Consider the following 24,765-nt stretch of genomic DNA (forward strand, 5'->3'; position numbering starts at 1 on the left):
GGCATGAATCAATAAAAACAAAAACAAGGGCTCATCTGAGCCCTTTTGCCGTCATAACGGGTTATTTGAAGCCTTTAGAATGTGAGCGTGTACAAGCATGAAGTTCAAGCCTTTTGCAGCCAGAATAGCGGTATGTTTTCTGCCGTTAGCGATCGCTTTTCCTGCCGTGGCCCAGCAAAGCAGTGAAACCGCGGCTACGGCTGATCTTTCTTTACTGAAATCCGGTGGGGCGACCAGTGTCACTAAAACCGGTGCCAATGCTTTCTCCATGCCTGCGGCGAACCTGCCTTTGGTTCACCGTCTGGATTTTAGTGTCGGCAACAGTTTTTTCCGTAACCCTTGGGTACAGGCCCCCGCGACCACAGATGCCCGCGACGGGCTGGGGCCCTTGTTCAACACCAATGGTTGCCAGAATTGCCACATCAAAGATGGCCGGGGGCATCCGCCGGAAGAAGGGGATACCAATGCTGTGTCTATGCTGGTGCGGTTAAGCATCCCGGCCCTGACACCGGAACAAAAGAAAACCCTGATTCTGGATGGTGTGATTCCAGATCCTGTCTATGGCGGTCAACTGCAGGATTTTGCACTGCCTGACGCCAAGCCCGAAGGCCAGATCACAGTGACGTACAGTGAGGTGCCGGTTACTTTTTCGGATGGCGACATCGTCACATTGCGCAAACCGACGCTGGCGATCACGCAACTGAATTATGGCGACCTGCATCCGGACATCATGATGTCGGCGCGTATCGCACCGCCCATGATTGGCCTGGGGTTGCTGGAGCAGATCTCCGAACAGACCCTGGAATCCCTCGCGGCAGCACAACTACTGGAAAACAAAGGGATTTCCGGCAGGCTGAACCGGGTATGGGATGTGGAAAAACAGCAAACCGTAGCCGGGCGATTTGGCTGGAAAGCGGGCCAGCCGACACTGATGCAGCAAAACGCCGGCGCGTTTAACGGCGATCTTGGCCTGACGAGTCGTTTGTTTCCGGTTGAAAACTGCACCAGCGGTCAGGACGTATGTCAAACACTGCCCAATGGCGGCTCCCCCGAAGTCAGCGATAAGATCATGAATTTTGTTGAATTCTATTCCCGTCATCTGGCTGTGCCTGTGCGCCGCAATCTGGATGATCCGCAAGTAAAACGCGGTGAGCGCTTATTTGCTGAAGCAGGGTGCGGATCTTGCCACCAGAGCAAGCTACAGACAGCCAAAGTTGACAGTTTACCGGCTTTGTCGGAGCAGACCATTCACCCTTATACCGATTTGCTGTTGCATGACATGGGAGAAGGCTTGGCGGATGGCCGTGGTGAGTTTCTGGCCAACGGCCGGGAATGGCGAACCGCACCGCTGTGGGGGATTGGCTATAGCGAAGAAGTGAATGGTCATACGTATTTCCTGCATGACGGCCGGGCCCGCAACCTGATGGAAGCTGTGCTCTGGCATGGCGGTGAAGCGCAGGCCAGCCGCGATCAGGTGCTCCAGCTGGGTAAACAGGATCGGGAAGCGTTAATCGCTTTCCTGCAATCACTGTAAGGACATGAAATGAGAAGAACGATAGTTGCACTGAGCCTTATCTCTGCACTGGCCGGACTGACCGCTTGCAACGATAACCAAGAAATCAGCAGTGCGGTAATTCATCAGCAACATATTAAAGCGGCAGACGCCTTTTCCGACGCTGCCCGCGTGTTGGGAAGCGCTGTCGGTGAAGTGTGTCAGGCACAAACAGAAAAAACGCTGGCGGCCAGTCGATCAGCCTGGCAGGTGTTGATGCAAGACTGGATGGTATTTCAAGGCCGGGAGAAAGGCAGTGAACAAGCACTGGCTTTAGCCTGGCAGATCCAGTTCTGGCCGGACAAGAAAGACATTACGGGTCGAAAAATGGAGCAGCTGTTGGCGCAGGACACAAAATGGACAGCCGAATTGCTGGCTGAACAAAGCGTGGCCGTACAGGGGCTGGGGGCGATGGAGTGGTTACTGTATGCCAACCCTGATAAGTTAAGCCAGCCTAACGGCTGTGCGCTGGCAACGGCAGTCAGCCAGCGCCTGATAGACAGTGGGGAAGCACTGGCTGAGGCCTGGAAAGCCAATCCCTGGCAGGCAATGACACCGCAGCTGGCACTGGGCGAATACGTTGGCGCCCTGACCAATCAGCTGGATTTTGCCCTGAAGAAGCTGACATTACCTATGGGCAAGCCGGGCCAACCGCGTCCTTATCAGGCGGAGTCCTGGCGCTCTCAAACATCCATGAACAATCTGAAAGCCAATGTACAGGCAATGCAGTCGCTGTACCTGGCGGATGGGAAAGGGCTGGATGCTTTATTGCGGGCGCAGGGAGAAGCTGCACTGGCTGATCGTATTGCCGGGCAGTTTAACAGCCTGATCGCTGGCTGGCCGCAAAGTGCCAGTATGGGCGAGTTACTGAAAACACGCGATGGGTATCGCGAACTCATCAGCATTTTTAACGGCATGGAGTACCTTCGTTTCGCACTCCATGATGAGGTATCGCCTGCTTTGGGCATTGTCGTAGGATTTAATGCAACCGATGGTGACTGATTTAACAAGGCGGGCACTGCTGAAAAAGGCGCTGGGCACCGCTATTTTGCTTCCGGCTGCCGGGATGCTGTCTGCCTGTGCTTCAGCGGAGCTCGCCAAGGAGCAACTTACCAAGGGACAGTCAACCGGCACAGCAACCGGGGATCGCATCATCGGCTGCAGCAGAACCGCTGACGGCCGTTATGCGGTTGTTGTGGCAGACTCGCACGGTCGGCCCATACACCAGATAGCTCTGCCTGAGCGCGGACACGGTGTGGCGATTCAGCCTGGCGGAGCACTGGCGGTGGCGTTTGCTCGTCGTCCGGGTGCTTATATGCAGGCTTTTTACCTGGCAACGGGAGAGAAACAGCCGCTTCGCCGTGCGGATCAGAACCGCCACTACTATGGTCATGGCGCATTTTCCGCTGACGGCCGTTACCTGTACGCAACCGAAGGGATGAGCACAACCAGTGAAGGCGTGATTGGCGTTTATGATACGACAGCCGGACTGCAAAAAGTGGCTGAATACACAGGGTTTGGTATTGGTCCTCATGAAGTGGTGCTGGCCGATCCGGAAACTTTGGCGGTTGGTGTCGGGGGCGTACATACCCTCGGCCGGGAACCGCTGAACCTGGAGACCATGCAACCTGCATTAGTGTATCTCGATATTCAGAGCGGGAAAGTTGTCGATAAAGCCGTGCTGTCAGATAAACGGCTGAGTATCCGGCACCTTGCCGTGACAGATACCGGAGACATCGCCTGCGGTCAGCAATATCGGGGACTGCCAGAGCAGGCCGCGCCGCTTGTTCATCTGCATACACGTGGCGGCGCGCTTCGCCCGCTGCAGGCGGATGAAGAGGACTGGATGCGGTTTAACCATTATATTGCCAGTATTGCCAGCCTGGACGGTTATCTGCTGGCAACCTCACCACGAGGCAACTGCTATGGCATCTGGCGTGAAGAGACTGGCGAGCTGGTGGATCTACAGCCTTTGACGGATGCGTCAGGGGTGGCAGTCAGCCAGGGGCAGTGGCTGGTTGGCTCAGGGGCGGGAAAAATTCTGACCCGCACGCCGCTACGTCCGGGCCGGATCGCTCAATCTGCAGTGATGTGGGACAACCACTGGAAATTGCTGTTCAGTTGAAACTTTGAAACAACGGGCTTTCGAATATCTCACTACCTTTATAACTATAAACAGGGAAAGCATCGAGTTATCGTTTGATTTCAAGCGATAATCGCTTCGCTTTGCCATAATGATAGTGATGGTAGCGGAGAGCGCACATGACTAGGCTAGGTCGTATCGGGCTTCTTCTGGTAGTCAGCAGTGTTTCATATACTCTGCATGCACAGGATGCGTCAAACACAGATCCTGAGTCAGAGATCAGTGTAACCATCGACGCGCCTGTTGCACCAGAAGCTGAAACAAGTGCCATGGCTGAACCGGCTCCTGCGGCCGAGGCGGCGGCCATTGCGCCAACCCCGGAGCAGATTCAGGCTCAGAAACACGCGGACGAATTAGCGCTTATCCGGCAAAAGTCATTGGCCTGGGTCGATGAAGTGTCTGCTCAGTTACCGGGATTGCGATATAAACAGCAACTTGCTCAGCTGTATCACGGGTTAGGTTATGTGCCTCTCTGGCAAGACAGCTTCACTGTGACTGATTTTGAGCAGCAGTTATGGGTGCTGACACTCGCGGAAACCAGCCCGGATTTTAACTATCGTCTGAAGCAGCTCAAACGGCTGAAGCAAAGTCAGGATTGGCGTCAGTATGATCTGCTCGCGACAGACACCTTACTGGCATACCTCAGTTTCATTGAAAATGTCATTGATAACCGCACGCAGTGGCTGTTTAGCGAGGAAGTGCCCACGCGCATGCCTGCGCCTTCGGATGAAAGTCTGGCTGAGCTGATGGCAGTGCTGGAACGAGATCAGCTCAATGTTTTCGTGGCGTCGCTCAAACCTACCGGACGCCACTACAACCAGTTTCTGCAGGCCATCAACCGAATGGAAACCATTGCGGAGAAGCCCTGGCCAGTGTTCAGTCAGCCCGGCATTATCCGCCTGGGCGCCTGGCTGAGAGAGCCGGATATCTTAATCACCATGCTGGAACGTTTGGGTGACTTAACTGACTACCAGGCAGAGCAGCTCAGAACCGCGGGCAAGAAACACTACAATATCGATCTGGCAGAAGCGGTGAAGCACTTCCAGCAACGGCATGGATTAAAAGTGGACGGTGCAATTGGCCCGCAAACCCGTGCCTGGCTAGCGGTGACGCCTCAGGAGCGTATTCGCCTGCTGGCATTAAATGCCCAGCGCAGCCGGGTGTGGACGTCAGATTTTCCGTCCAGGCTGGTTGTGAATATTCCCGATTTTGCGCTGAATCTGTGGCTGGATAACCGCATGGTGTTTGATGCCAGAGTCATAGTCGGGCAACCCAAACGGCCAACGCCTGTCATGATCTCGAACCTGTCCGCTGTGGTGTTTAATCCGTACTGGAATGTCCCTAACTCTATCATGAGAAAAGACATTCTGCCTAAAGCCCGGTACGACAGCGGCTACTTGTACCGCCATCATTACGACGTACTCCGCGGTTGGAACAGTAATGAAAAAATTCCCATCAGCTCTATCAACTGGCGCTATGTGACGGCGAAGAACTTTCCGTACCGGTTACGGCAAAAACCAGGTGCGCATAATGCACTGGGACGTTTTAAGTTCACTATCCCGAATAATCAGGCTATTTATCTTCACGATACGCCGTCAAAAAGTCTGTTCAATAAAGATTTCAGAGCGTTTAGCTCCGGCTGTATCCGTGTTCAGGGCGCGGATGAGATGGCGAAAGTCTTGTTAAGCTATGCAGGTGTATCAGAGCAGCGCTTTGATCAGTTGGCCGGGCGAAGCTCGACCAGAACCGTCGGCGTGAAACAGAAAATTCAAGTGTTCCTGATTTATCAGACTGCGTGGATTGACGAACAGGGGCTGGTGAACTATCGCAATGATGTGTACCAATACGATGAGCAGGATAAAAATTCACCAGACTCTGAAAAATTTGCATCAATTTACAAAAATTAAATTCCTTATACGTCAATAGTTAGTCAATTTAATGGCTTTTTTGATGTCTGTTTTTTGACATTTGTGCGTTGACTCATCGAAAACACACGGCTATCGTGCAGTCGTTTACAGGCTTTTGCGCTTGTTTTTTGTGTTTTACAGTTGAGTTTTTCAGGATGTCAGAAGTAGATAATAAGCGTCGTCAGCTCCTGATCGCGAGCGGGCTGACATTAGGCGCCTTTATGTTGCCAAAAATGGCGATTGCGAGTCCATATACCGCGAAAAGTGCCCGAGAGCTGTACCTATGTAACATTCATACAAAAGAAGAATTGGAAACACGTTACTTTGATGGGAAGTTCTATCTGGACAAAGAGTTAAAGCGCATGAACCATATTTGCCGTGACTTCCGTCAGAATGAAGTTGCGCCAATGGACCGACGCCTGTTCGATGCGATTTCCCAGATCCGTGAAGAACTGAGCCATAAAGGTCAGGTTCGCATCATATCTGGCTACCGTTCGCCCAAAACCAATCAAATGCTGCGTGGCTCCACCAAAGGAGTGGCAAAGAAAAGCTACCATATGACAGGTCAAGCCATTGATTTTAATCTGGAAGGTATTTCTTTGTCTCGTGTCCGCAGTGCAGCACTGGATCTGAAATTGGGTGGTGTTGGTTATTATCCTCGCAGCGGGTTTGTGCATATTGATACAGGTCCTGTGCGTCGCTGGTAAGCACAGTACGCAGAAGAGCAGGGGTGTGGTATGCTGGCGCGGTTTTGCAACAGTTAGGACAAGTGTATGAGTCTGCAGTTTGAAATCGTGCCAGTGACCCCGTTTCAGCAGAATTGCTCAATTCTGTGGTGTGATAAAACACTGGAAGGTGTGGTTGTCGATCCCGGCGGGGATATTGAACGTATCACGGCCCGTATTACGTCATTAGGCATCAGGGTGGTGAAAATCGTTCTGACGCATGGTCACCTGGATCATGTCGGCGGCACAGCACCTTTATCGTCCCAGCTTGAGGTGCCTGTATGGGGACCGCACCAAGACGATGCGTTCTGGCTGGATTCGCTGCAACAGCAGTGCCAGATGTTTGGCTTTCCTCCCGTGACCTCGTTTCAGCCTGACCGCTGGCTCGATGAGGGAGACTGTATCCACTTTGGTGAGCAGAGTCTGGCTGTGTATCATACACCGGGCCATACGCCGGGACATGTTGTTCTGCACAGTGAAGAAGCCGGACTGGCGGCTGTGGGCGATGTGCTGTTTAACGGCAGTATCGGCCGAACCGATTTTCCGCGTGGTGACCATGGCACATTGATTGCGTCGATCAAAACCAAGCTATGGCCACTGGGTAATGACACGCGTTTTATTCCCGGCCACGGTCCAATGTCGACTTTTGGTGAAGAGCGTGCCAGTAACCCGCACGTGGCTGATGCTATGCCGCTCTGGTAATTGATTGTTACCTGGACTGAGCCAGAAAACGACGAGCCAGACCGATAAAGTCATCGGCTGGCCTGTCGAGCAGATCTTCTGAAATAAAAAAATCATACCCCATCAGTTCTCTGTTGTAGCGCATGCGATTTGCCAGCATAGCCAACAACCCCTTGTTTATTTTACCGTTTTCCCCCACATAGTGTTTGTCATCAAATAACATATCTTCTATTTCATGAGGCGGGTTGTCTGCACGCTTGTACGCCATGATCATCAAACCGCGCTGTTCCATTAATATCTGGCTGGCAATACGGGGGCAGATGCTGTCCAGGAACTCATCGTAATGTTTGAGTCTGATGCCAATCCAGGGCAAGGGCTTGTGCCAGCCCTGAGTGCTGACAGACGCGCGTCCTATATCCGCGACATTTTGCCACCGGGTCAGCCAGCCGCCGTGCGGACTGTGGTACTGAAGGTGCATGAAAGTGAGGGTGAAAGTAATCGGTGACTGTCGGTTGAGTTTCACCCCTATGAGTAACAAGGTCATCATGGCGAGCAATAACAGCGCGACGGCCACGCCGTTTATGTCGGGAAAGGTAAAGACGGTCAGCCCGAGCACGAGTATAGCCAGCAGGCTCAGCCAGATCAGATAAGCACCGGGTTTGGGATGCGGCGACTGAATATATACGCTATTCAAATTAACTCCAGAGAGAGCATGAAGATGTCATCTTTATAAAGTATGGCAAATTGTCCAGAGATATTACTCACAGGTTGTGGCTAGCGATATGGGTGTCAAATCACTGACGACTGTTTATGCAATGCGTAAGGGCTAGTTTGCATGAAAGTCGGTATTTATTCCATTAATTGCATGAACTTGAAAAAGATAAAAATGAGATCTTGTCGCTTAAAATACGCAAAATATGGCTTTTATTGTGCTTAAAATAGCCGTTTGCTGGCATTCCTCTGACATCCTTGATATAACTCGCGCTACTTTTTTTCCCGCTGGGCATCCAAACTGGCGACTGAAAGTAGTACAACGGAGTAGGAAGTTAATGAGAATCTCTCACAAACGTAAAGTACAGCTTAAACTGCAAAAACGCATCAAAGCGGCCACGGCAGTGACTCAAAAACCTGTCACCAAAGCAGCGGTGAAGCAGGCAGCCCCGGTAGCGGCAGCAAAGCCTCAGGTTGATGTGAAAAAAACAGAAGCACCAGCGGGTAAAGTCGCGGTTACTGTATCGTTGACACCTAAGCAGCAGCAGGTGCTGGGCATAGTGGCAAACAATGCAGAAGGTATTAACCCGAAAAGTATCGGCCTTGAAGCCGGCCAGGAAGACAGCAAAGCCGCTTCCTGGGCAACGGGGGCACTGAAAAAACTGGTTGAAGAAGGGCTTGTTGAGCGAATTCAGCTTGCTGGCAATAAAGTCGTATATAAAGCGCTATAATTGTCCTTCCCCGTTCCTGAATTATCAGGAGCGGGTTACCTTTCTTGCCTTTTTCAATCATTTATCTCCTTTTTTCCTCGTAATCAGCATTTCTTACAGCCGACCATTCATGGCTGATTTTATTGCGCAATTTCGTTTCGGTCTGACGAACTAGTCTTATTCTGCTATACCTATTTAAGAGGATCGGATTATTCACGGATGTAGGCACTCACAGATGAGGTAATATGACAATGATCAGTGCTCGAGAGTTTTCCGAATGGTTACGTAACCGTTTTGCTGAGGATGAACAGGGTGTGTGTTTAACCCGGGAGGACATTAATCAGCTGACTGGCCGGCAAAGTTTCTCGCTGGGATTTGTGCATGATATTCATTACGAGTTAATGCAGTTTGATATGGCATTCGTAACAGATACATCACGGGAAAATTTTTATCTGGTCCATATTTCCAAGAAGTCGTGGCGAGACCAGCTGGAACGACAATATGAGCGTGAGCTGTTTTGTAATGTGCTACCGCTGGATAAATCCGGTTGATGTGAAGCAGGCAGACAGTGCACCGAAAGTACAGTGAATAACAAATACAGCAAAATGCACCAGAGCATTAAACAGAAAGCCAAAAGACAGTCAAAAGAAGGGGGCGCCCTGTGAGCGCCCCCTTCTGTGCAGGTTACTGAGCCTGAAAGTTACAGGACAGCGGCAATGCCATTGCACAGAGGCTGCATGTTATCTTTGGTCATACCCGCCACGCTGATACGGCCAGAGCCTACGATATAAATAGCAAATTCTTCTTTCAGGCGTGTCACCTGATCTTTATTCAAGCCAGAGAATGAGAACATGCCGTTCTGGCGCTCAATAAAGCTGAAGTCGGCGTCTACACCCAAATCTTTCAGTGTCTGAACAAACAGGGTACGCATTTCCTGAATGCGGTCACGCATGTCTGCGACTTCCTGTTCCCACTCTGCACGCAATTCGGCATTGTTCAGAATTTCAGTCACAATCGCTGCGCCGTGAGCCGGTGGGTTAGAGTAGATCACACGGGCAATGCTTTTAACCTGGCTGAATGACGTGCTGGCCACTTCAGCGGTTTTAGCCACCAGAGTGAAGGCGCCCACACGCTCGTTGTACAGGCCAAAGTTCTTGGAGAAAGAGCTGGCGATCAGCAGTTCACTGTTGTGTTCAGTAAAAATACGCAAACCGGTTGCATCTTCTTCAACGCCTTTGGCAAAGCCCTGATAAGCAAAGTCGAACATTGGCAGCAGGTTTTTCTCTGCACAGAATTTTGCTAAAGCCAGCCATTGATCGGCATCCGGGTCGATACCGGTAGGGTTATGGCAGCAACCGTGCAGCAATACCACATCACCTGCTTTAGCATTTGCCAGAGAACTCAGCAAAGCATCGAAATCCATGCTCTTGGTTTCGGCATTGTAGTAAGCATATTGTTCTGTCTGCAGGCCAGCAGCGCCAAAGACACCAAAATGGTTTGCCCAGGTTGGGTTGCTGATCCAAACGGTCACATCGCCCAGCTGGCGTTTAATGAATTCTGCCGCTACGCGCAGTGCACCCGTACCACCCGGCGCTTGAGCCGTTTGAGCACGTTTGTCAGTAATAATGGCGGCACCTTTGCCAAACAGCAGTTCCTGAACAGCCAGACCGTATTCTGCTGTACCGGGAATACTCAGATAAGATTTGGTGGTTTCTTTTTCCAGCAGGATAGCTTCAGCTTTTTTCACTGTCGCCAGAACCGGGGTATTACCCGATTCATCTTTGTAGATGCCAACGCCAAGATTAATTTTCTCAGCGCGAGTGTCATTTTTGAATTCTTCAGTCAGTCCCAGGATAGGGTCAGCTGGTGCGGCAACGATTTTTTCAAACATTCGTGAATCATCCATGCTAGTCAGTGATACGGTCGACGTGCCTGGAAAGACCATAATTTTTCAATGGCCATGTGACTCTGATCGAAATTCTGCAGTCCTTCAAGGATCTGGCAGACAGAAATCCGGTCTGGCTTTTGACATTCCGGTGCGATCAGGCTCCCAAGCAAACATCCATTGTAAAAGAAAATGAAACACAAACATCATCTATTGGAAATTTTCACGTGAGCTTGATCACATTGCGAATTTGCAATTTTTCATATACCCATCCTGAAATGCCGGATCACGCTGAATGCAATCGGCGATGGCGTTGATGCTCTTTGATAAATTCCATGAATGCCCGATCAGCCATCGATAAGTAGCCATTTTTTCGCCAGGCGATAGCCAGATTGAGCTGTACCGGCTGTTCGAAAGGCACGGCTGCTAAACCGGGCTCGTGGCGGGTGACCATTTCCAGTAAGGCCGATATGGCAAACTCCTGTCTGATAATACTCAGGATCATGGGCAACAGGTTTGTTTCAAACGCGATGTGCTGTTTGAGCTGATGTGCCTGACAGACATGGTCGATGTAGTCGCGATGAAAGTACCCTTGCTTGAACATAACCAGCTCCTGGCTGAAAAACTGTTCGAACGACACCGAGGACTGCCGGGCAAATTCGTGGTTCGGGCTGACGACAGCCACCATTTCTGACGTGAGTAACGGCTCGGCTTCAAGGCTGTCGGGGAGATCAGCACTTCGGATCACACCTAAATCCAGCTCTCCGTTAAGCAGCATCAAGCGGATCGACTGGGTACCGGCTTCGACCAGCGTCAGTTTGAGATTGGGGTAGCGAGATTTAAACCCCATCAGGATATCGGGAAAAAAATACGACCCCAGCATACTGGGTACACCCAGCCGGACTTCGCCTTTTTGCAATCCCTTCAATTCCGCCATGGCGATCTTTGCATCACCCACCTGCTGCAAAATCAGGCGGGCATGCTGAATCAGTACTTCACCTTCGTGAGTCAGCACTATCTGGCGATCGCTGCGGTGAAACAACGGCATCTCTAGCTGTTGCTCGAATTTCTTTATTGCGATGCTTAAAGCCGGCTGGGCTATGTGCAGTTTTGCCGCGGCTTTCGTGAAACTGCCGGCCTCTGCAATGGCAATGAAATAAGTGAGCTGGCGAATGTCCATTGGTTACTCTGGCTATTAATAAAAGATATGGAGTCGATATTTTTAATATATTTTCACTATCAGAGGGAAATTGCTACTGTTTCAGCAACTCTTCATCGTCTGGTGCCTGTCTGTGATAGAAATCCATAGTTCTGCCTATCGTCGGGCCAGTTTTGCTCTGGCTCTTGGTTCATTTCTGGTGTTTTGTAATTTGTATCTCTTCCAGCCACTGTTGCCTGTAATGACGGAGGCTTTTTCCGTGAGTGCCACCAAAGTTAACTGGTTGTTGGCAGCAGGTACACTGGCTCTGGCGCTAACTCTGGTGCCATGGGCTGTCAGCTCCGAAATGATTGGACGGCGTAAGGTGATGTTGCTGAGTCTGTTCTTGCTGCCTGTGGTGGGCGTACTGATGCTATTGGCTGAGAGCTTGCTGATGCTGAGTCTTGCCCGGGCACTGATGGGCGCCTCGCTGGCAGGGTTTGCAGCGGTTGCAGTGGCCTATATGGCTGAAGAGTTTTCACCTAAAGCCCTGTCGCTGGCGGTAGGCGGATACATCAGCGCTAACTCACTGGGCGGCATTGCCGGGCGATTATTCGGCGGCTTTGCGTCAGACGCCTGGGGCTGGCAGGGGGCTGTGCTGGGTATGGCACTTTTTAGTTTGGTTGGCGCTTTGGTGGTCGCCAGATTATTGCCGCAGCAGCAACATTTTACCCCTCAGCGCGGGCAGCTCAGGCATCACACAAAACATGTGATCCGGCATTTACAGCAACCGGTATTGTGGATCCCTATGCTGATTGGCGGTATCAATTTTGCCTTGTTTGTGAACCTGTATTCTGTGATGGGCTTCAGGCTGGTCTCACCGCCTTATTCCTTGCCGGTCAGCTGGGCGTCTCTGATATTTCTGTGTTATCTGAGCGGGACGCTTACCGCAAAACTCAGTGGCAGCTGGAGCATCAGGTATAAACCGGTGAGTGGCATGATACTGGGTACGACAATCAGTGCGCTGGGGATGTGGGTAGCCGCGCTGGACTCTGTGTCGGCCATGCTGAGCGGTTTGTTGTTAATCAGTTCCGGTGCGTTTTTTACCCATTCTCTGGCGTATGCCTGGGTGAGCCAGAAAGCGAAGACAGGAAAAGCCACGGCCACCGCCCTTTACCTGGTGCACTATTATGTCGGCGGCAGCCTGGGCGGGTTTTACCTGATCACCTGCTGGCAACACTGGAACTGGCACGGCGTGCTGGTGGGCGGCAGTGTGCTGTATTTGGCTCTGTATGCCTTGTGCTGGCGCCTGGGAAGAAAGCAGGCCACCGAGCCAGTGGCATCGGTGGCTGTTTAACATATACCCTGGTCAGACTGGGTTAAACCTCGCTGCTGGCTTCACTGACCAGGGGTTCTAACGGCTTGCGTCTGTCGCGGTACTGATAGCCATACGGGTGGAACCGGTAGCAGTCGCGACCGGCATCTTTGCACTCGTACAATGCGCGGTCGGCACGGTCTATCATGGTCATCAGGCTGTCGCCTGAGGTAAAAGTCGCAATGCCGATGCAGGCTGTGATTGACACATGTGTTTCTTCTATATCGGTTGGCAGTTGCAGTGAGCGGATATCGGCTAACATCCGGTCTGCAATTTTTTGCGCTGTTAAGGTATCGCAGCAGGGCAGGCAAAGAATGAACTCTTCGCCGCCATAACGTCCGAACAGATCGGTTTTCCGCGATGCCAGTTGCAGATGATCGGCAAAACCGCGCAGTACTTTGTCACCAACGCCATGGCCCCAGGTATCATTGATGCGTTTGAAACGATCGATATCAAACAGCAGCAGAGAAAAAGGCTGGCGTTTGGCCTGACAGTTTTCCATGGCTTTCTGGGCTTGCTGCAGTAACATTCTGCGATTGTATATCCCGGTTAACGGATCCAGGGTTGCCTGGCGGTACAAACGCATCAACATGTAAAGCTTGGATAACTGTGACCAGATGACGACAATAGCCAGCACGTTCTGCAGCCAGTAATTGGCCAGTGTTTCCGGCATCAGCACCGTGCCTGTCTGTAAATCGACTGCGATTTCTGTGACAGCGGTGAATGCCAGCAGGCACAGGCTTTCCTTCAGTGTAATCGGCAGGATAGTTAAAATGGCGACATGCAAAATAGGCAACAGCGTATAGCCGTATTCAAAACCGCTGTATACTTCGGGAAAACCCAATACCCAGATGCAATAGGTGTAGAAGAGGTTCAGTCCCAGAACCATGAGTGCCATGCACCATTGCGACTGACGCAAGGTGGTGTGAGTCTCGTTGACTTTGGCAATACCCATTAAAAATAACGCGAGAAGTAAACGGGCACTGGCAATTCGGGTATCTTCTCCTGTATTGAGGTAAAAAAAGTCAAAAGGTATCCATGCTATGATCAGTACTGCCCATACAATGCAGAGCAGAGAAATTCGGCTGCGCAGGTATCCGCTTCGCGTATTCTGGAAGCTCTGGGTGTGTGCTTTAGCACTCCATAGATCCGGAATATAGAGCTTGAGCGCATGGCACAACAGCCTATGGTAGTGGTTATAAGTCGATATCATCTTTGCTTCCAGCTCATCTGACATCTGTTTTGTGAGAAAAAACAGACGGTAAACGCCCTTTATTTTTATAATCGAACAATTATTCTACAAGACGGTCGCCAAAACCGTGATCTTGATTCATATAATACATGTGAAACCAGGTTAATTGTCGGGAAATTTGAGCGATGGATGTTTTTAGTACTGTTCTGATATAATTTCGGGCGTTTTTCTCTTTCTTCTGTAGCCTTTCATGAATATGACTTATACCACTTTACTCGTCTCTGCCCTGTTGGGAGCACAGATGATTCTCACTCTCGTTTTAACGAAAGGAGAGATCTGTCCGGGCCAGCGAGGCCGGGTCCATAAGATGCTTCCTGTACTGTTGCTGGGTTGGTTAATCGCATGCATCAACCAGCCAGTGGCACTGTTGCCGCTTCTGGGTGTAGGCTTGTTCACTTTCCAGGTAAAAACCGGTAAGACGCGGGATCAGGGGCCGTTGAAGCTGTTGTATGCCTCGTGCGCGATGGCAGTGCTGAGCTGGCTGATGGCACTCTCTTCGCTGTCATGGTCAGAAAAAGTGCAGAGCCTGATTGCCGTGGTGATGTTTGGCGCCGCCCTGGCGCACCTGTTGCTGACTCAATCACGAACGCGGTTGCAGGCTTTTCACCGGGTATTACCCGCAGCAGGCCTGGTGAGTGCCATGCTGAGTGTGTTGCTGTTTTCAGGCCAGCTCTATTACTCTGTGCCTCAGGCACAGGTGGAAAGCCAGTTACTGGCGATTTGTGCGGCATTGTTATTACTGATTGCTGCTCAGGTGATTTGGGTCGGCCATATTGTGTTGGCGAAACCGGTCAAAGTCTGGCAATTGTCCGGTGTGCTTATATTGCTGTCTGCCTCAGCAGGATGCCAGCTTTCAGTGTTCTGACTGAATGAAGTGCTCTGACTGGTCGAATGATAGGTAGAGCGTCTATGCTAACAACAAGAGGAGTTGTTTGACTCCGGGTCTGATGTTCTAACGGCAGTAGCCGGAGGAGGGAGAGGTGGAAATCAGTAACTTGCTGAACATGGACGCTAACATAGTGCTGGGCATAGTGAACGAAAGATTGCGCCTGGAATGCGATACGATTGACGATCTTTCCAGCCGTTACGAGCTGGATCAGGAACAATTGCGACAAAAAATGGCGGCCCTCGGCTACCGCTATGATCCCATTTCTAATCAATTTAAATGAATAAAGGGCACCCGTCTCGGTGCCCTTTGTTTTTTCAGGTCTATTGTAGACTTGCCTCAGGCTGCTTTAATGCCCTCAAGGTGTGTCTGGCACTGCTGCCGGGCCGTCGCAAAGAAGGCCTGAAGATAATGGCGCTCTTTTTCTGATGCGCGAATCGCCGCATACAGTCTTCGCCACAAGCCTTTACCCAGTGGCTTGCTGGCGATTAATCCCTGGCGGGCAAAATCATGGATTGCCCAGTTGGGCAGGGCAGCAACTCCCAAGCCTGCCGAGACCATTTGCACCAGCATCAGGGTATTATCGGCTTGCTTCCATATCTTAGGTTCAATGCCCGCAGGCTGCAGAAAATGTTTCACCACATCTAAGCGGTTTTTTTGTACCGGGTAGGTCAGCATGGTTTGGCTGGCAAGATCGGCCGGTTTAATTGTGCTCAACTCGGCCAGGGGAGACTGCGGCGAAACTACCAGGCGCATCTCAAAGTCGAACAGGGGTTCATAGTGCACTTCCGAGCGCGGGTTAATGTCAGATGTTATCACCAGATCGAGTTCCCCGGCAGCCAGAGCCGGGATAGGCTCGAAACTAAAACCGGATGAAAAATCCAGGCTCACCGTTGGCCAGTTAATCTGGTATTCCTTCAGCGCAGGCATCAGCCACTGGAAGCAGGAATGGCACTCAATTGCCATATGCAGCCGACCTTTTGCGTCTTCTTTTAAATTGGCAAGTTCATGCTCGGCGCGTGCGATACGGGGCATTAAATCATCGGCCAGTTTCAGCAGGATATCGCCTTCTGCGGTGAATCTGACCGGGCGTGTCTTGCGTAAAAACAGTGGTGCGCCAATCCGCTGCTCAAGATCCTTAATTTGGTGAGACAGCGCCGACTGGGTCAGGCAAAGGGTGTTGGCTGTTGCTGTCAGGGAACCGGTGTCTCTCAGTACCGCTAATGTGCGAAGGTGTTTAATTTCAATCATGTTCACTCAGTCCCTGAAGATTACTGCTGTTCAGAGTACTGGTTATCGAGAGAAGTGTAAACATCCAGACGTCTATAATCGATTACATTAGGGCGTAATGAGTGTCGCATAGTGATCTTGTATCTGTTATCTGAAACCAAACTGGCAAATAGATGACGCCTGGCTGAAAATAGGATTGAAACCCGGTGTAACTAAATTGTTTAAGGGAACTTGATGAAGCGACAACGTCTTACATTTATTGGCTTACTCTTGTTTGCCGGGTTGATCTTGTCGATTGTGATGCTGCTTTTCTTCTCTCATCTGGAAACCCGCCGTATTCAGCAGGAATTTGAATCGGATGTCACGGAAGCCTCACACGCCTTTATTCAGGCGATGAACAGCCACTTTGAAGCGCTTTATACCCTGCAGCTTAATCTGGACACCAACGGCATTCCGGATGCCAAGGGTTTCGCGGCACTGACAGATAAAATTCTTACCCGTTTTCCGGCAATCACTGCCCTGGAATGGATTCCCGAAGTGGAACAGGCAGACCGTGCCAGCTTAGAACAACGGGCCAATGAATGGCTGCCCGGATATGTGATTACCGAACAGGTCGCGTCCGGAGAGCGTGTAGCGGCCAGCGAGCGAGCTGTTTACTATCCGGTTTATTACGTCGAGCCTGTCACCGGAAACGAGGCGGTAATAGGTTACGACATGGGCTCGCACTCTCTGCGTTTTGAAGCGGTTCAGCGCGCCAGAGATACCGGGCAATTGCAACTGACTGTCCCGCTCCAGATTCAGCGCAATGATGTCACCGCACAGGGCATCCTCAGCCTGTTGCCTGTGTACGAATTCCCTGAACCTATGTCAGAGGCAGAGCGGCAGGACAGCTTGCTGGGCTTTGTGGCAGGGGTGTTTAATCCCGCGCAGATTTTTCTCTCATCACCCGGCTTAACTCAGGTCAAGCCTTTTGCACTGACACTGATTGATACCCTGGCACCCCAGCCAAATAAATTGGTATTCAGCCTGGTGCCGACGTTGGATACCGGCCCGGTTAGCCAGCAAAAGCATTACCACTATAGCCAGAAAAGGCTGACCCAGGAGGTTCTCACCCGCGAGTATGCGCCTGATTACCGCTATGTTCATCAGGTGTTGAGCAAAGGCGGACGCCGCTGGGTGATTGAAGCCACACCTATGCAGGACTATATTCGCCAGCATCAGTCATTAACACCCTGGTGGGTCTTCTGGGGAGTCAATGCATTTTTTGCTGTCGCAGCCTTGGTGAGTTTCTTCGTGTTTCAACGGGGCCAGCAATATCTGGATACTCTGAATCAGCAACATGACAGACTGCTGGCCGTTAACGAAAAGCTGGAACGCATGAGCCTGATTGACCCGCTGACGGGTATCGCTAATCAGCGAGCGTTTGAAGAAAGTCTGGATAAAGCGGTCAGAGTCGCACGGCGGGAACAATCCCCGCTGGTGGTGGTGTTGATCCAAATTGATGATTACGCGCACTTTGTCAGCCAGTGTCCGCAGGACATGTATGAGTCCGGCCTCAGGAGGCTGGCCAACGAGCTGGGCAGAACATTAAAACGCCCCGCTGACATGGTGGCACGGCTCGATGATGACAGGTTTGCCGCCGTATTGCCGAATACTAACAATGGTGAAGTGGTTGCCCGCCATCTGCGCACTGCGGCTGAACGTTTGAATCTGGCCAATACAGAAATGAGTGCCAATCCCTATCTGACGGTGTCTGTGGGCGCGATGACAGTCTTCGACATTCAGGGGTTAACAGCAGAAACCCTGTTCCATCAAACAGAAGCTTTGCTGTATCAGGCACAGCAGGAAGGATTTAACAAAGTGAGTGCAAAGGTTCGTCAGCCACAAGCATCAACTGAGAACGCGCTCAGTTGATGCTGTCAGACAGGAGGGTGGCGAATTACATTGGCTGAGTGGCGGTGAAAGTCAGAGTATGCTGACTATTACTGAGCGTCAGCGTATTTCCTTTGACTTCGGCTTTGCTCCACTGGCTTAAGGTATCACTCATCACACGTTCCAGTTTCATCGCATCATCCGGGCAGGCCATCATGGTCATGCCCATTTTTTCAATCCGGAACTGGCCGTCTTTAACTTCGGCAGAACCGAAATAGCGGTTACAGCCGGAATGCCCATGTGCCATTGTGTTATTTTCAAACCCCAGGGTCGGCACGGCTCCCATACTCGGGATGGTGACGGCCTGATTGTCGATCTTTGACAGTTCCCATTCATATTGCGTCAGATCAGCAGAAGAGCCAGCTGTTGTGTTGCCACCGGTTCCGGCGCAGGCAGATAACAGCAGGGCAGTGCCCATGGCGGTCAGCAGGTGTTTTTTCATTGTATTTCCCCAAATGGATTCGAAGATTTTTGACTGACGGTAAGACAAAAAATTCCGTAAACCGTGTTTTTTAGTGTAGAAGCAATTCAACTTGGATGTTTTTACGCATCGTTCTTTTCCGGGCTGACCATGTGTAAATGCACATCCTGCTGCGGGAAGGGGATAGAAACGCCTTCTTTGTCGAACCGCAGTTTGACTTCGCGCGTGACATCCCAGTACACATCCCAGTAGTCATCCGTTTTCACCCAGGGCCGAACAATAAAGTCCACCGAAGAGGTGTTTAGTGTGTGTACTTTGATGGTTTTCTCCGGGGCACGCAGCACAGCCGGATGGTTATCAATAATGTCATGTAAAATGGCTTCGGCTTGCTCAATGCTGTCTTTATAGCCGATCCCAAATACCATATCGACACGGCGGACGCGCTCGTGCGTAACATTCTTGATTGTGTCCCCCCAGATTTTACTGTTCGGCACTATGATGATCTGGTTATCAAAGGTACGGATAGTGGTATTGACCAGGCTCATGTGGCTGACCTTACCAGACACCCCACCAGCCTCAACAAAATCGCCGACATCAAAAGGGCGGTAAATCAGCAGCATCATGCCTGAAGCAAAATTAGACAAGGTGTCCTGCAAAGCAAAACCGATGATCACACCGGCCACACCGAAACCTGTCAGTATCGGCGCAAGGTTAAGCCCGACCTGTGACAGGGCAATTAACAGCCCGAGAAAAAAGACCGCTTTGCCCGACATGGAAATAAAGAAGTCCTGCATCAACTGCGACATCTTGAGATTGGGTGACGCCACGGCGCGCTTAACCACTTTACGTGTCAGGTTTTTTAACAGCCGGAACAGCAAAAGGACCAGGGCGAAGATCAACACCTTGAACAGCACCTGCGGGGTATTATCAATCAGCCACTTTTTCAGGTTGTCGGCCCAGGCTGAGACAATCGAATAGATTACCCGCGGATTCAGGATGTCATTGGTGAGATCACCGGTCACTTCAAATTGCTGCTTTTTGTAGTTCGACGTATCTATCTGTGCCTGATCACCGAGGTTGATTAAGTAGTTTAAGCGGTCAATATCGCTCGACAGTTTGCGTTGTGCCAGAATGTGCATCAGTTGCAGTGAGGCTTTCTCACCCTCTGACGCCTCTTTGAGCTGCTTAGCCAGCACTTTTTCCTGCTGGTTGTTGTAATCCAGTGAAGCAGAGACAAACTCTAAGCGGTTGCTGATGGCTTTAGCCAGTTTGTTTTTTTTCTGATCGGCATTATGACCAAGCTGTTCCATCCAGCGGTAGTTTTCCCACTGCTCGCCCAGCATCTGAACAGACAGCATGCGCTCTTCATTCAATTGCTTGAGCTTGAGCAGCTGTTCTTCCTGCGAGGCTTTGTCCAGTGCTTTTTCATCAGCCAGAATCTTGTTACTCAGATAGTTTGCCGTATTGTCGGTATAGCGTTCCTGTCGTTTGACGTAATCCAGCAGGGTGGCGGTTGCCCCTTCCGGCGGCTCACTGATTAACTCCCCGATCTTGTCGCGCAGTTCATTGTTCTTATTCAGTACCTGCATGCGCAGTACATCACGTGTGGTACCGGTACGGCTCTGGCCGGCCTGATACAGCTCCATGACTTCCTGGTTCAACTGCGACAGTTCATCCAGCTGAGAGGGCGGTGTTTCAGCCTGGGCAAAGACATTGAGGCTGTATGTAAGCAACGTAATAATGAGTAAAAGCTTGCGCATAGTAGAGCGGTATTCCGGTTCAGGGAGATAAATACAAGTACATCGCGGCAACGGGTGTGCCGCGATGAGAATGAGTGCCGTGATTATAACATGCTAACCGTTGCGGGTGAGGTCAGAGCAAATCCTGCTGGCAAAGGAACTGATGATGATCAAATTGCCAGCACCAGTCCGGCGTCCACATTTCCTGATTCAGAATGATCAGCATAGGCCGGTTAATCTGATGCAGCATATACCAGAGTGCAGGGTAGTGGCGCTGATCACAGATGAGGGTGTCGCATCCTGAAGCCGCAAGGGTGTCTGCAAGCAGCTGCTGGTGGCCATTTTGTGAATAGGTAAAGGCCATCAGGTTATGTAAACGGCAAAAGGCGGCATACTGTTGCGTCATGATCCGCGAAGATTGCAGAATACCAGTGAGTTTGGGGTGAGCATCCATTGCTGCGAGTTTGTGAATCCAGGATTTAGCATGTGAAATTTCATGATTCTTTTGCATCATCTCACCTGTCTGACCTTGGCCTGAATGTCCGGCGCCAATAGAATTAATCAGTGTTCATTTGAGTGTAAATCCGGCTGTTGTGTGAAATGTCAGGAATGGGTAAAAAAAGAGCAAAAAAAAGCCCCCAAGGTTGGGGGCAAGTACTTACCATCGCTTTTATTATCTGTCGTTTCGGGTATCTGTTGTGTCGGGGCCGGCCGGATTTCACGGCATGCTATGCCGTCTGGAATCCAGGATTAGCCGAAGTCGCCGTTCACATAGCCGCGGGTACGGTCATCACGCGGGCTGTTGAACAGCGCATAAGTATCATCGTGTTCGACCAGCTCACCCATCAGGAAGAAGGCGGTACGATCTGAAATTCGGCGTGCCTGCTGCATAGAGTGAGTGACGATAACGATAGTGAAGTTCTTTTTCAGAGACTCCATCAGATCTTCAATTTTCTTGGTCGCAATCGGATCCAGCGCTGAGGTTGGTTCATCCATTAAAATGACCTCAGGCTCCATAGCGATGGTACGGGCGATACACAGACGCTGCTGCTGACCACCAGACAGACCGAAGGCGTGTGATTTCAGACGATCTTTCACTTCATCCCACAATGCGGCACCGCGCAGCGATTGCTCTACCACTTCATCCAGACGTTTTTTGTCGGCCACACCCTGAGCACGCAGGCCGTAAGCCACGTTCTCGTATATGCTCATCGGGAAGGGGTTAGGCTTCTGGAACACCATGCCCACCTTAATGCGCAGTCTGGAAACGTCTATGTTGCCGTAAACGTCTTCTCCGTCCATCGACAATTTGCCTTTGATCTTCACACCTTCGATCAGGTCATTCATGCGGTTAAGGCAGCGCAAAAGCGTGGATTTACCGCAACCGGACGGGCCGATTAATGCTGTCACCTGGCGATTAGGAATCGGCAGATTGATTTTTTTCAGTGCCTGGTTGTCGCCGTAAAACAGATCCAGATTTTCAATATTAAATTTGTTCATAATGTATTACCCCGAAATCAGTAAGTCGCAGTGTTAAAACGTTTGGCAAGCAGTTTGGTGCACAGGTTGATGATCAGAACAATCACAATCAGAATCGTGGCAGTGGCGTAAGCCTGATGCCATTCGTGAATGGTGTAGAGTTCCTGAGTCAGCTTGTACAGGTGCACGGTGAGTGTCCGGCCGGAATCAAGCAGACTCTCCGGAAGACGTGCCACCATGCCTGCTGTCATGAATACCGGTGCCGATTCACCGATAACACGACCTACACTGAGGATGATAGAAGTGACTATGCCTGGCATTGCGCTTGGCAATATCAGGCGCCAGATGGTGTAAATTTTGGATGCGCCCAGTCCGTAAGACCCTTCGCGGTAAGTTTGCGGCACCGCCATCAAGGCTTCTTCTGTGGTGCGAATGATCACGGGCAGAATCAGAATGCTCAGTGTCAGGGCACCAGACAAAATCGAGAAACCAAAGCCAAGCACGACCACAAAGAAAGTCATACCGAACAGGCCGTAAATAATAGAAGGAATACCCGCCAGTGATTCGGTACAGAAGCGGATCACTTTCACCAGCCGGCTGCCGACTTTGGCATATTCTGTCAGGTATATTGCGGTCATGATCCCCATGGGCGCGGCAACCAGAATTGACGCCAGCACCATGTACAGCGTGGCAACGATCATCGGCCAGATGCCCGACTCCTCGCCCAGCGTTGTATAGTTGCTGGAGATAAATGTCCAGTCGACGTAGGCAAGGCCGTTGCTCAGAATGTACCAGACGACCCACAGCAGGAAGCCGACCGTTACCGTGGCCGAGGTCCAGATCACACTGAGGTAGATTTTGTCTTTAAGTTGCTGTCTGGCAGGGTTACTTGCCTGCAAATGTGTGTTTGTTGATAGCGTCATTGTGATTACCTCGCGCGCTCACGGTTCAGGTAGAGCAGGGCAGCATTCAGCATCATGATGAACACCAGCAGAACAATACCTGTGGCATACAGGGCGCTGGCGTGAATACCGGTGGCGTACGACATTTCAATCGCGATATTGGCGGTGAGGGTACGTGCTGAATCCAGAATGCCCTCAGGCATAGCCGGGGAGTTACCCATCACCATGATGATGGCCATGGTTTCACCTAATGCACGTGCGATACCCAGAATAACGCCCGTCATAATGCCGGAACGCGCAGCCGGTACCAGCAGTTTGAAAATGGTGAAAATATGCGATGCACCCAGCGCCAGTGAGCCTTCTTTATAGCTGCGCGGCACAGCACGAATGGAGGTTTCAGACACAGTGATCACTGTGGGCAGAATCATGACTGCCAGTACTATGATACCCGCCAGCACCGTGTTACCCGCCGGTACATTAAATACGTTCTGGATCAGAGGAACGATAATCACCAGACCGAAGAAACCGTATACCACAGAGGGAATACCCGCCAGCAGTTCAACCATAGGGCGAATGATGTCGGCCAGGCGCTTGGGAGCTACTTCAGCGATAAAAATCGCGGTCATCACACCAATCGGCACACCGACAATCACAGCACCTGCGGTAGAAACCACAGAAGCAACAATCATAGGGAAGATGCCGAACAAGGCAGGTGGTAACCATTCGTCACCCAGCACAATGCCGGAGAAACCGGCTTCAGCGAAAGCCGCATAGCCTTCACGGAAAATGAAATAGCCGATAGTAATCAGAGACAAAATGCCGATAGCGGCACTGGAAAGAAACAGGTATTTAAAAAAGAGTTCACGCCAGTCAATTTTATCTGCAGCGGCGAGCGCGGCATTTTTCTTGTCGGCGTTATCGTAATTATTGGCGATGGTCATTTGAACGTTACTCCAGACACTGAACAGCAGGTTCAGTTGCTGCGAATAAATAAACCTGCCCAAAAATATGGGCAGGTAAGTCACTAAGAAAAATTACAGGATAGAAACGTAGCCTTCTTTGGCAACCAATGCCTGAGCATCTGCAGTTTTAATCCAGTTCAGGAATTCCAGAGCTTCTTTAGATGGGCGACCGTCTTTGTAAAGCACCAGGAATGGGCGTTGTACGCCGTAATCACCGGATTTGATTGCTTCAACTGATGGTGCGTGGCCTTCGATGGACAAAGGTTTAACAGAGTCATCGACTGAACCTAGCGAGATGTAACCAATAGCGAACGGGTTGCTGGCTACCATGGTTTTCAGCTGACCGTTACCGCTGGCCACCTGAGCACGCTGAGAGATAGCAGTAACGGTTTTACCGTTGATTTTACGCTTCAGAGACATGATGTCTTCGAATGCACCACGGGTGCCTGAAGCGGTATCACGGGTAGCTACAACGATAGGCTTGTCTTCACCGCCTACTTGTTTCCAGTTGGTGATCTCGCCTTTATAAATTTGAGAAACCTGCTCTTTGCTCAGGTCTTTTACCGGGTTGGAGTTGTTCACAACAACAGCGATACCGTCACGGGCAATCACTACTTCGGTAATGTCAGACGCTTTTTCAGATGATTTCAGATCACGAGAGCTCATGCCCAGGTCAGCAGAACCGTCGTGAGCAGTACGGATACCGGCAGAAGAACCCGGCCCCTGAACTTCTACCACAACGTCGTGAGTTTTAGTGTAAGTTTCGCCCAGCACTTCCATGAGTGGTGTCACCGAGTTCGAACCAACGACAGAAACTGTTTCAGCCGCCATAGCCGGGTTAAACATCATTGAGCCAGCCAGTGTGATAGCACCGATAACCTTTGCTTTCATTTTTCCATATCCTTTCGAATTTGGCGGAATTGCCAATCAGTTGTTTAACGAACGAGGCACAGGTTAGGAGAGTTTTATGACAGGTTTGTTGCAGTTTGTTGAACACTCTATGAAGATGAAACTAAGTGGCTGATATACATCAATAATTGCAGTTAATGTGAAATCGTAGACTGATGAAAGGCTATCAATAATACTCATGAGGTATAAATGATGCCTGACTGCATGATGAATTCTGGAAGGCATT

24 protein-coding genes are annotated in these 24,765 nt (G+C 50.7%); 12 read left to right on the plus strand and 12 right to left on the minus strand.

Annotated features, from left to right (window positions below):
• Window positions 1–97 precede the first annotated feature (97 nt).
• From Q4491_RS02205 to Q4491_RS02230, 6 genes are all read left to right on the plus strand, one after another.
• Complete coding sequence (locus Q4491_RS02205) at window positions 98–1,534, plus strand: di-heme oxidoredictase family protein (RefSeq protein WP_303453994.1); 1,437 nt, start codon at window positions 98–100, stop codon at window positions 1,532–1,534.
• A gap of 9 nt (window positions 1,535–1,543) precedes the next feature.
• A complete protein-coding gene (locus Q4491_RS02210) occupies window positions 1,544–2,554 on the plus strand; it encodes an imelysin family protein (RefSeq protein ID WP_303453997.1) in 1,011 nt (336 codons plus the stop codon).
• Window positions 2,535–3,677 carry a DUF1513 domain-containing protein gene (locus tag Q4491_RS02215; RefSeq protein ID WP_303454000.1) on the plus strand — a complete coding sequence of 381 codons (1,143 nt, stop codon included), beginning with the start codon at window positions 2,535–2,537 and terminating at the stop codon, window positions 3,675–3,677. The genes Q4491_RS02210 and Q4491_RS02215 overlap by 20 nt, the downstream gene beginning before the upstream one ends.
• Before the next feature lie 137 nt (window positions 3,678–3,814).
• Window positions 3,815–5,602, plus strand: coding sequence for a murein L,D-transpeptidase (locus tag Q4491_RS02220; protein WP_303454003.1), 1,788 nt, complete (start codon window positions 3,815–3,817; stop codon window positions 5,600–5,602).
• Between the two features lie 155 nt (window positions 5,603–5,757).
• Complete coding sequence (locus tag Q4491_RS02225; RefSeq protein WP_027253274.1) at window positions 5,758–6,309, plus strand: YcbK family protein; 552 nt, start codon at window positions 5,758–5,760, stop codon at window positions 6,307–6,309.
• 66 nt (window positions 6,310–6,375) lie between these two features.
• Window positions 6,376–7,029: an MBL fold metallo-hydrolase gene (locus Q4491_RS02230; protein WP_192017495.1), complete on the plus strand. Its 654-nt coding sequence runs from the start codon at window positions 6,376–6,378 to the stop codon at window positions 7,027–7,029.
• Between the two features lie 7 nt (window positions 7,030–7,036).
• Here Q4491_RS02230 and Q4491_RS02235 read toward each other — a convergent pair whose 3' ends face one another.
• Entirely contained in the window at window positions 7,037–7,702 is a 666-nt protein-coding gene (locus tag Q4491_RS02235; RefSeq protein ID WP_237795992.1) for a DUF2982 domain-containing protein, read from the minus strand.
• A 355-nt stretch (window positions 7,703–8,057) separates the two neighbouring features.
• Here Q4491_RS02235 and Q4491_RS02240 point away from each other — a divergent pair, with 355 nt between their 5' ends.
• Together Q4491_RS02240 and Q4491_RS02245 are read left to right on the plus strand one after the other, a co-directional pair.
• Window positions 8,058–8,450, plus strand: a complete 393-nt coding sequence (locus Q4491_RS02240; protein ID WP_192017494.1) for a MarR family transcriptional regulator — start codon at window positions 8,058–8,060, stop codon at window positions 8,448–8,450.
• Window positions 8,451–8,674: 224 nt separating this feature from the next.
• Entirely contained in the window at window positions 8,675–8,980 is a 306-nt protein-coding gene (locus Q4491_RS02245; RefSeq protein WP_027253270.1) for a hypothetical protein, read from the plus strand.
• A 149-nt stretch (window positions 8,981–9,129) separates the two neighbouring features.
• Here Q4491_RS02245 and Q4491_RS02250 read toward each other — a convergent pair whose 3' ends face one another.
• Window positions 9,130–10,320 (minus strand): amino acid aminotransferase, encoded by a 1,191-nt coding sequence (locus Q4491_RS02250; protein ID WP_192017493.1) that lies wholly within the window; start codon window positions 10,318–10,320, stop codon window positions 9,130–9,132.
• A gap of 280 nt (window positions 10,321–10,600) precedes the next feature.
• Window positions 10,601–11,494, minus strand: coding sequence for a LysR family transcriptional regulator (locus Q4491_RS02255; protein ID WP_303454021.1), 894 nt, complete (start codon window positions 11,492–11,494; stop codon window positions 10,601–10,603).
• Between the two features lie 112 nt (window positions 11,495–11,606).
• Between Q4491_RS02255 and Q4491_RS02260 the strand changes: the two genes are divergently transcribed.
• Window positions 11,607–12,809, plus strand: coding sequence for an MFS transporter (locus Q4491_RS02260; protein WP_192017491.1), 1,203 nt, complete (start codon window positions 11,607–11,609; stop codon window positions 12,807–12,809).
• A gap of 22 nt (window positions 12,810–12,831) precedes the next feature.
• Here the strand turns inward: Q4491_RS02260 and Q4491_RS02265 are convergent, their stop codons facing one another.
• The gene (locus Q4491_RS02265) at window positions 12,832–14,040 is read right to left on the minus strand and encodes a GGDEF domain-containing protein (protein ID WP_192017490.1); all 1,209 of its coding nucleotides are present in this window, start codon (window positions 14,038–14,040) and stop codon (window positions 12,832–12,834) included.
• A gap of 280 nt (window positions 14,041–14,320) precedes the next feature.
• On the opposite strand from Q4491_RS02265, the gene Q4491_RS02270 reads away from it, so the two are divergent.
• Together Q4491_RS02270 and Q4491_RS02275 are read left to right on the plus strand one after the other, a co-directional pair.
• Window positions 14,321–14,944: a hypothetical protein gene (locus Q4491_RS02270; RefSeq protein WP_303454027.1), complete on the plus strand. Its 624-nt coding sequence runs from the start codon at window positions 14,321–14,323 to the stop codon at window positions 14,942–14,944.
• Window positions 14,945–15,059: 115 nt separating this feature from the next.
• The gene (locus Q4491_RS02275) at window positions 15,060–15,248 is read left to right on the plus strand and encodes a DUF4250 domain-containing protein (protein ID WP_027253265.1); all 189 of its coding nucleotides are present in this window, start codon (window positions 15,060–15,062) and stop codon (window positions 15,246–15,248) included.
• 56 nt (window positions 15,249–15,304) lie between these two features.
• On the opposite strand, the gene metR is transcribed toward Q4491_RS02275, so the two are convergent.
• Window positions 15,305–16,216: an HTH-type transcriptional regulator MetR gene (metR, locus tag Q4491_RS02280; RefSeq protein ID WP_192017488.1), complete on the minus strand. Its 912-nt coding sequence runs from the start codon at window positions 16,214–16,216 to the stop codon at window positions 15,305–15,307.
• Window positions 16,217–16,429: 213 nt separating this feature from the next.
• On the opposite strand from metR, the gene Q4491_RS02285 reads away from it, so the two are divergent.
• Window positions 16,430–18,109, plus strand: a complete 1,680-nt coding sequence (locus tag Q4491_RS02285) for a CHASE domain-containing protein (RefSeq protein ID WP_237795987.1) — start codon at window positions 16,430–16,432, stop codon at window positions 18,107–18,109.
• 25 nt (window positions 18,110–18,134) lie between these two features.
• Here Q4491_RS02285 and Q4491_RS02290 read toward each other — a convergent pair whose 3' ends face one another.
• The 7 genes from Q4491_RS02290 to Q4491_RS02320 form a co-directional block, all read right to left on the minus strand.
• Window positions 18,135–18,569 carry an META domain-containing protein gene (locus tag Q4491_RS02290; protein WP_192017486.1) on the minus strand — a complete coding sequence of 145 codons (435 nt, stop codon included), beginning with the start codon at window positions 18,567–18,569 and terminating at the stop codon, window positions 18,135–18,137.
• A gap of 101 nt (window positions 18,570–18,670) precedes the next feature.
• Complete coding sequence (locus Q4491_RS02295; RefSeq protein ID WP_237795986.1) at window positions 18,671–20,308, minus strand: mechanosensitive ion channel family protein; 1,638 nt, start codon at window positions 20,306–20,308, stop codon at window positions 18,671–18,673.
• Window positions 20,309–20,420: 112 nt separating this feature from the next.
• The gene (locus Q4491_RS02300) at window positions 20,421–20,798 is read right to left on the minus strand and encodes a hypothetical protein (RefSeq protein WP_192017484.1); all 378 of its coding nucleotides are present in this window, start codon (window positions 20,796–20,798) and stop codon (window positions 20,421–20,423) included.
• Window positions 20,799–21,037: 239 nt separating this feature from the next.
• Window positions 21,038–21,787, minus strand: a complete 750-nt coding sequence (gene pstB / locus Q4491_RS02305; protein WP_303454040.1) for a phosphate ABC transporter ATP-binding protein PstB — start codon at window positions 21,785–21,787, stop codon at window positions 21,038–21,040.
• A gap of 17 nt (window positions 21,788–21,804) precedes the next feature.
• Window positions 21,805–22,689 carry a phosphate ABC transporter permease PstA gene (pstA, locus tag Q4491_RS02310; RefSeq protein ID WP_161458648.1) on the minus strand — a complete coding sequence of 295 codons (885 nt, stop codon included), beginning with the start codon at window positions 22,687–22,689 and terminating at the stop codon, window positions 21,805–21,807.
• 5 nt (window positions 22,690–22,694) lie between these two features.
• Entirely contained in the window at window positions 22,695–23,609 is a 915-nt protein-coding gene (gene pstC / locus Q4491_RS02315; RefSeq protein WP_192017482.1) for a phosphate ABC transporter permease subunit PstC, read from the minus strand.
• 93 nt (window positions 23,610–23,702) lie between these two features.
• Entirely contained in the window at window positions 23,703–24,521 is an 819-nt protein-coding gene (locus Q4491_RS02320) for a phosphate ABC transporter substrate-binding protein (protein WP_303454047.1), read from the minus strand.
• Window positions 24,522–24,765: the final 244 nt, after the last annotated feature.

The organism is Photobacterium sp. 2_MG-2023 (assembly GCF_030547675.1).
Lineage (GTDB): Bacteria > Pseudomonadota > Gammaproteobacteria > Enterobacterales > Vibrionaceae > Photobacterium > Photobacterium arenosum.

Excerpts from the sequence above, each read along its gene's own strand:
- Q4491_RS02205 (WP_303453994.1), top strand. The coding sequence starts at position 98 with ATGAAGTTCAAGCCTTTTGCAGCCAGAATAGCGGTATGTTTTCTGCCG.
- Q4491_RS02210 (WP_303453997.1), top strand. The coding sequence starts at position 1,544 with ATGAGAAGAACGATAGTTGCACTGAGCCTTATCTCTGCACTGGCCGGA.
- Q4491_RS02215 (WP_303454000.1), top strand. The coding sequence starts at position 2,535 with ATGCAACCGATGGTGACTGATTTAACAAGGCGGGCACTGCTGAAAAAG.
- Q4491_RS02220 (WP_303454003.1), top strand. The coding sequence starts at position 3,815 with ATGACTAGGCTAGGTCGTATCGGGCTTCTTCTGGTAGTCAGCAGTGTT.
- Q4491_RS02225 (WP_027253274.1), top strand. The coding sequence starts at position 5,758 with ATGTCAGAAGTAGATAATAAGCGTCGTCAGCTCCTGATCGCGAGCGGG.
- Q4491_RS02230 (WP_192017495.1), top strand. The coding sequence starts at position 6,376 with ATGAGTCTGCAGTTTGAAATCGTGCCAGTGACCCCGTTTCAGCAGAAT.
- Q4491_RS02240 (WP_192017494.1), top strand. The coding sequence starts at position 8,058 with ATGAGAATCTCTCACAAACGTAAAGTACAGCTTAAACTGCAAAAACGC.
- Q4491_RS02245 (WP_027253270.1), top strand. The coding sequence starts at position 8,675 with ATGACAATGATCAGTGCTCGAGAGTTTTCCGAATGGTTACGTAACCGT.
- Q4491_RS02250 (WP_192017493.1), bottom strand. The coding sequence starts at position 10,320 with ATGTTTGAAAAAATCGTTGCCGCACCAGCTGACCCTATCCTGGGACTG.
- Q4491_RS02255 (WP_303454021.1), bottom strand. The coding sequence starts at position 11,494 with ATGGACATTCGCCAGCTCACTTATTTCATTGCCATTGCAGAGGCCGGC.
- Q4491_RS02265 (WP_192017490.1), bottom strand. The coding sequence starts at position 14,040 with ATGATATCGACTTATAACCACTACCATAGGCTGTTGTGCCATGCGCTC.
- Q4491_RS02270 (WP_303454027.1), top strand. The coding sequence starts at position 14,321 with ATGATTCTCACTCTCGTTTTAACGAAAGGAGAGATCTGTCCGGGCCAG.
- metR (WP_192017488.1), bottom strand. The coding sequence starts at position 16,216 with ATGATTGAAATTAAACACCTTCGCACATTAGCGGTACTGAGAGACACC.
- Q4491_RS02285 (WP_237795987.1), top strand. The coding sequence starts at position 16,430 with ATGAAGCGACAACGTCTTACATTTATTGGCTTACTCTTGTTTGCCGGG.
- Q4491_RS02290 (WP_192017486.1), bottom strand. The coding sequence starts at position 18,569 with ATGAAAAAACACCTGCTGACCGCCATGGGCACTGCCCTGCTGTTATCT.
- Q4491_RS02295 (WP_237795986.1), bottom strand. The coding sequence starts at position 20,308 with ATGCGCAAGCTTTTACTCATTATTACGTTGCTTACATACAGCCTCAAT.
- Q4491_RS02300 (WP_192017484.1), bottom strand. The coding sequence starts at position 20,798 with ATGCAAAAGAATCATGAAATTTCACATGCTAAATCCTGGATTCACAAA.
- pstB (WP_303454040.1), bottom strand. The coding sequence starts at position 21,787 with ATGAACAAATTTAATATTGAAAATCTGGATCTGTTTTACGGCGACAAC.
- pstA (WP_161458648.1), bottom strand. The coding sequence starts at position 22,689 with ATGACGCTATCAACAAACACACATTTGCAGGCAAGTAACCCTGCCAGA.
- pstC (WP_192017482.1), bottom strand. The coding sequence starts at position 23,609 with ATGACCATCGCCAATAATTACGATAACGCCGACAAGAAAAATGCCGCG.
- Q4491_RS02320 (WP_303454047.1), bottom strand. The coding sequence starts at position 24,521 with ATGAAAGCAAAGGTTATCGGTGCTATCACACTGGCTGGCTCAATGATG.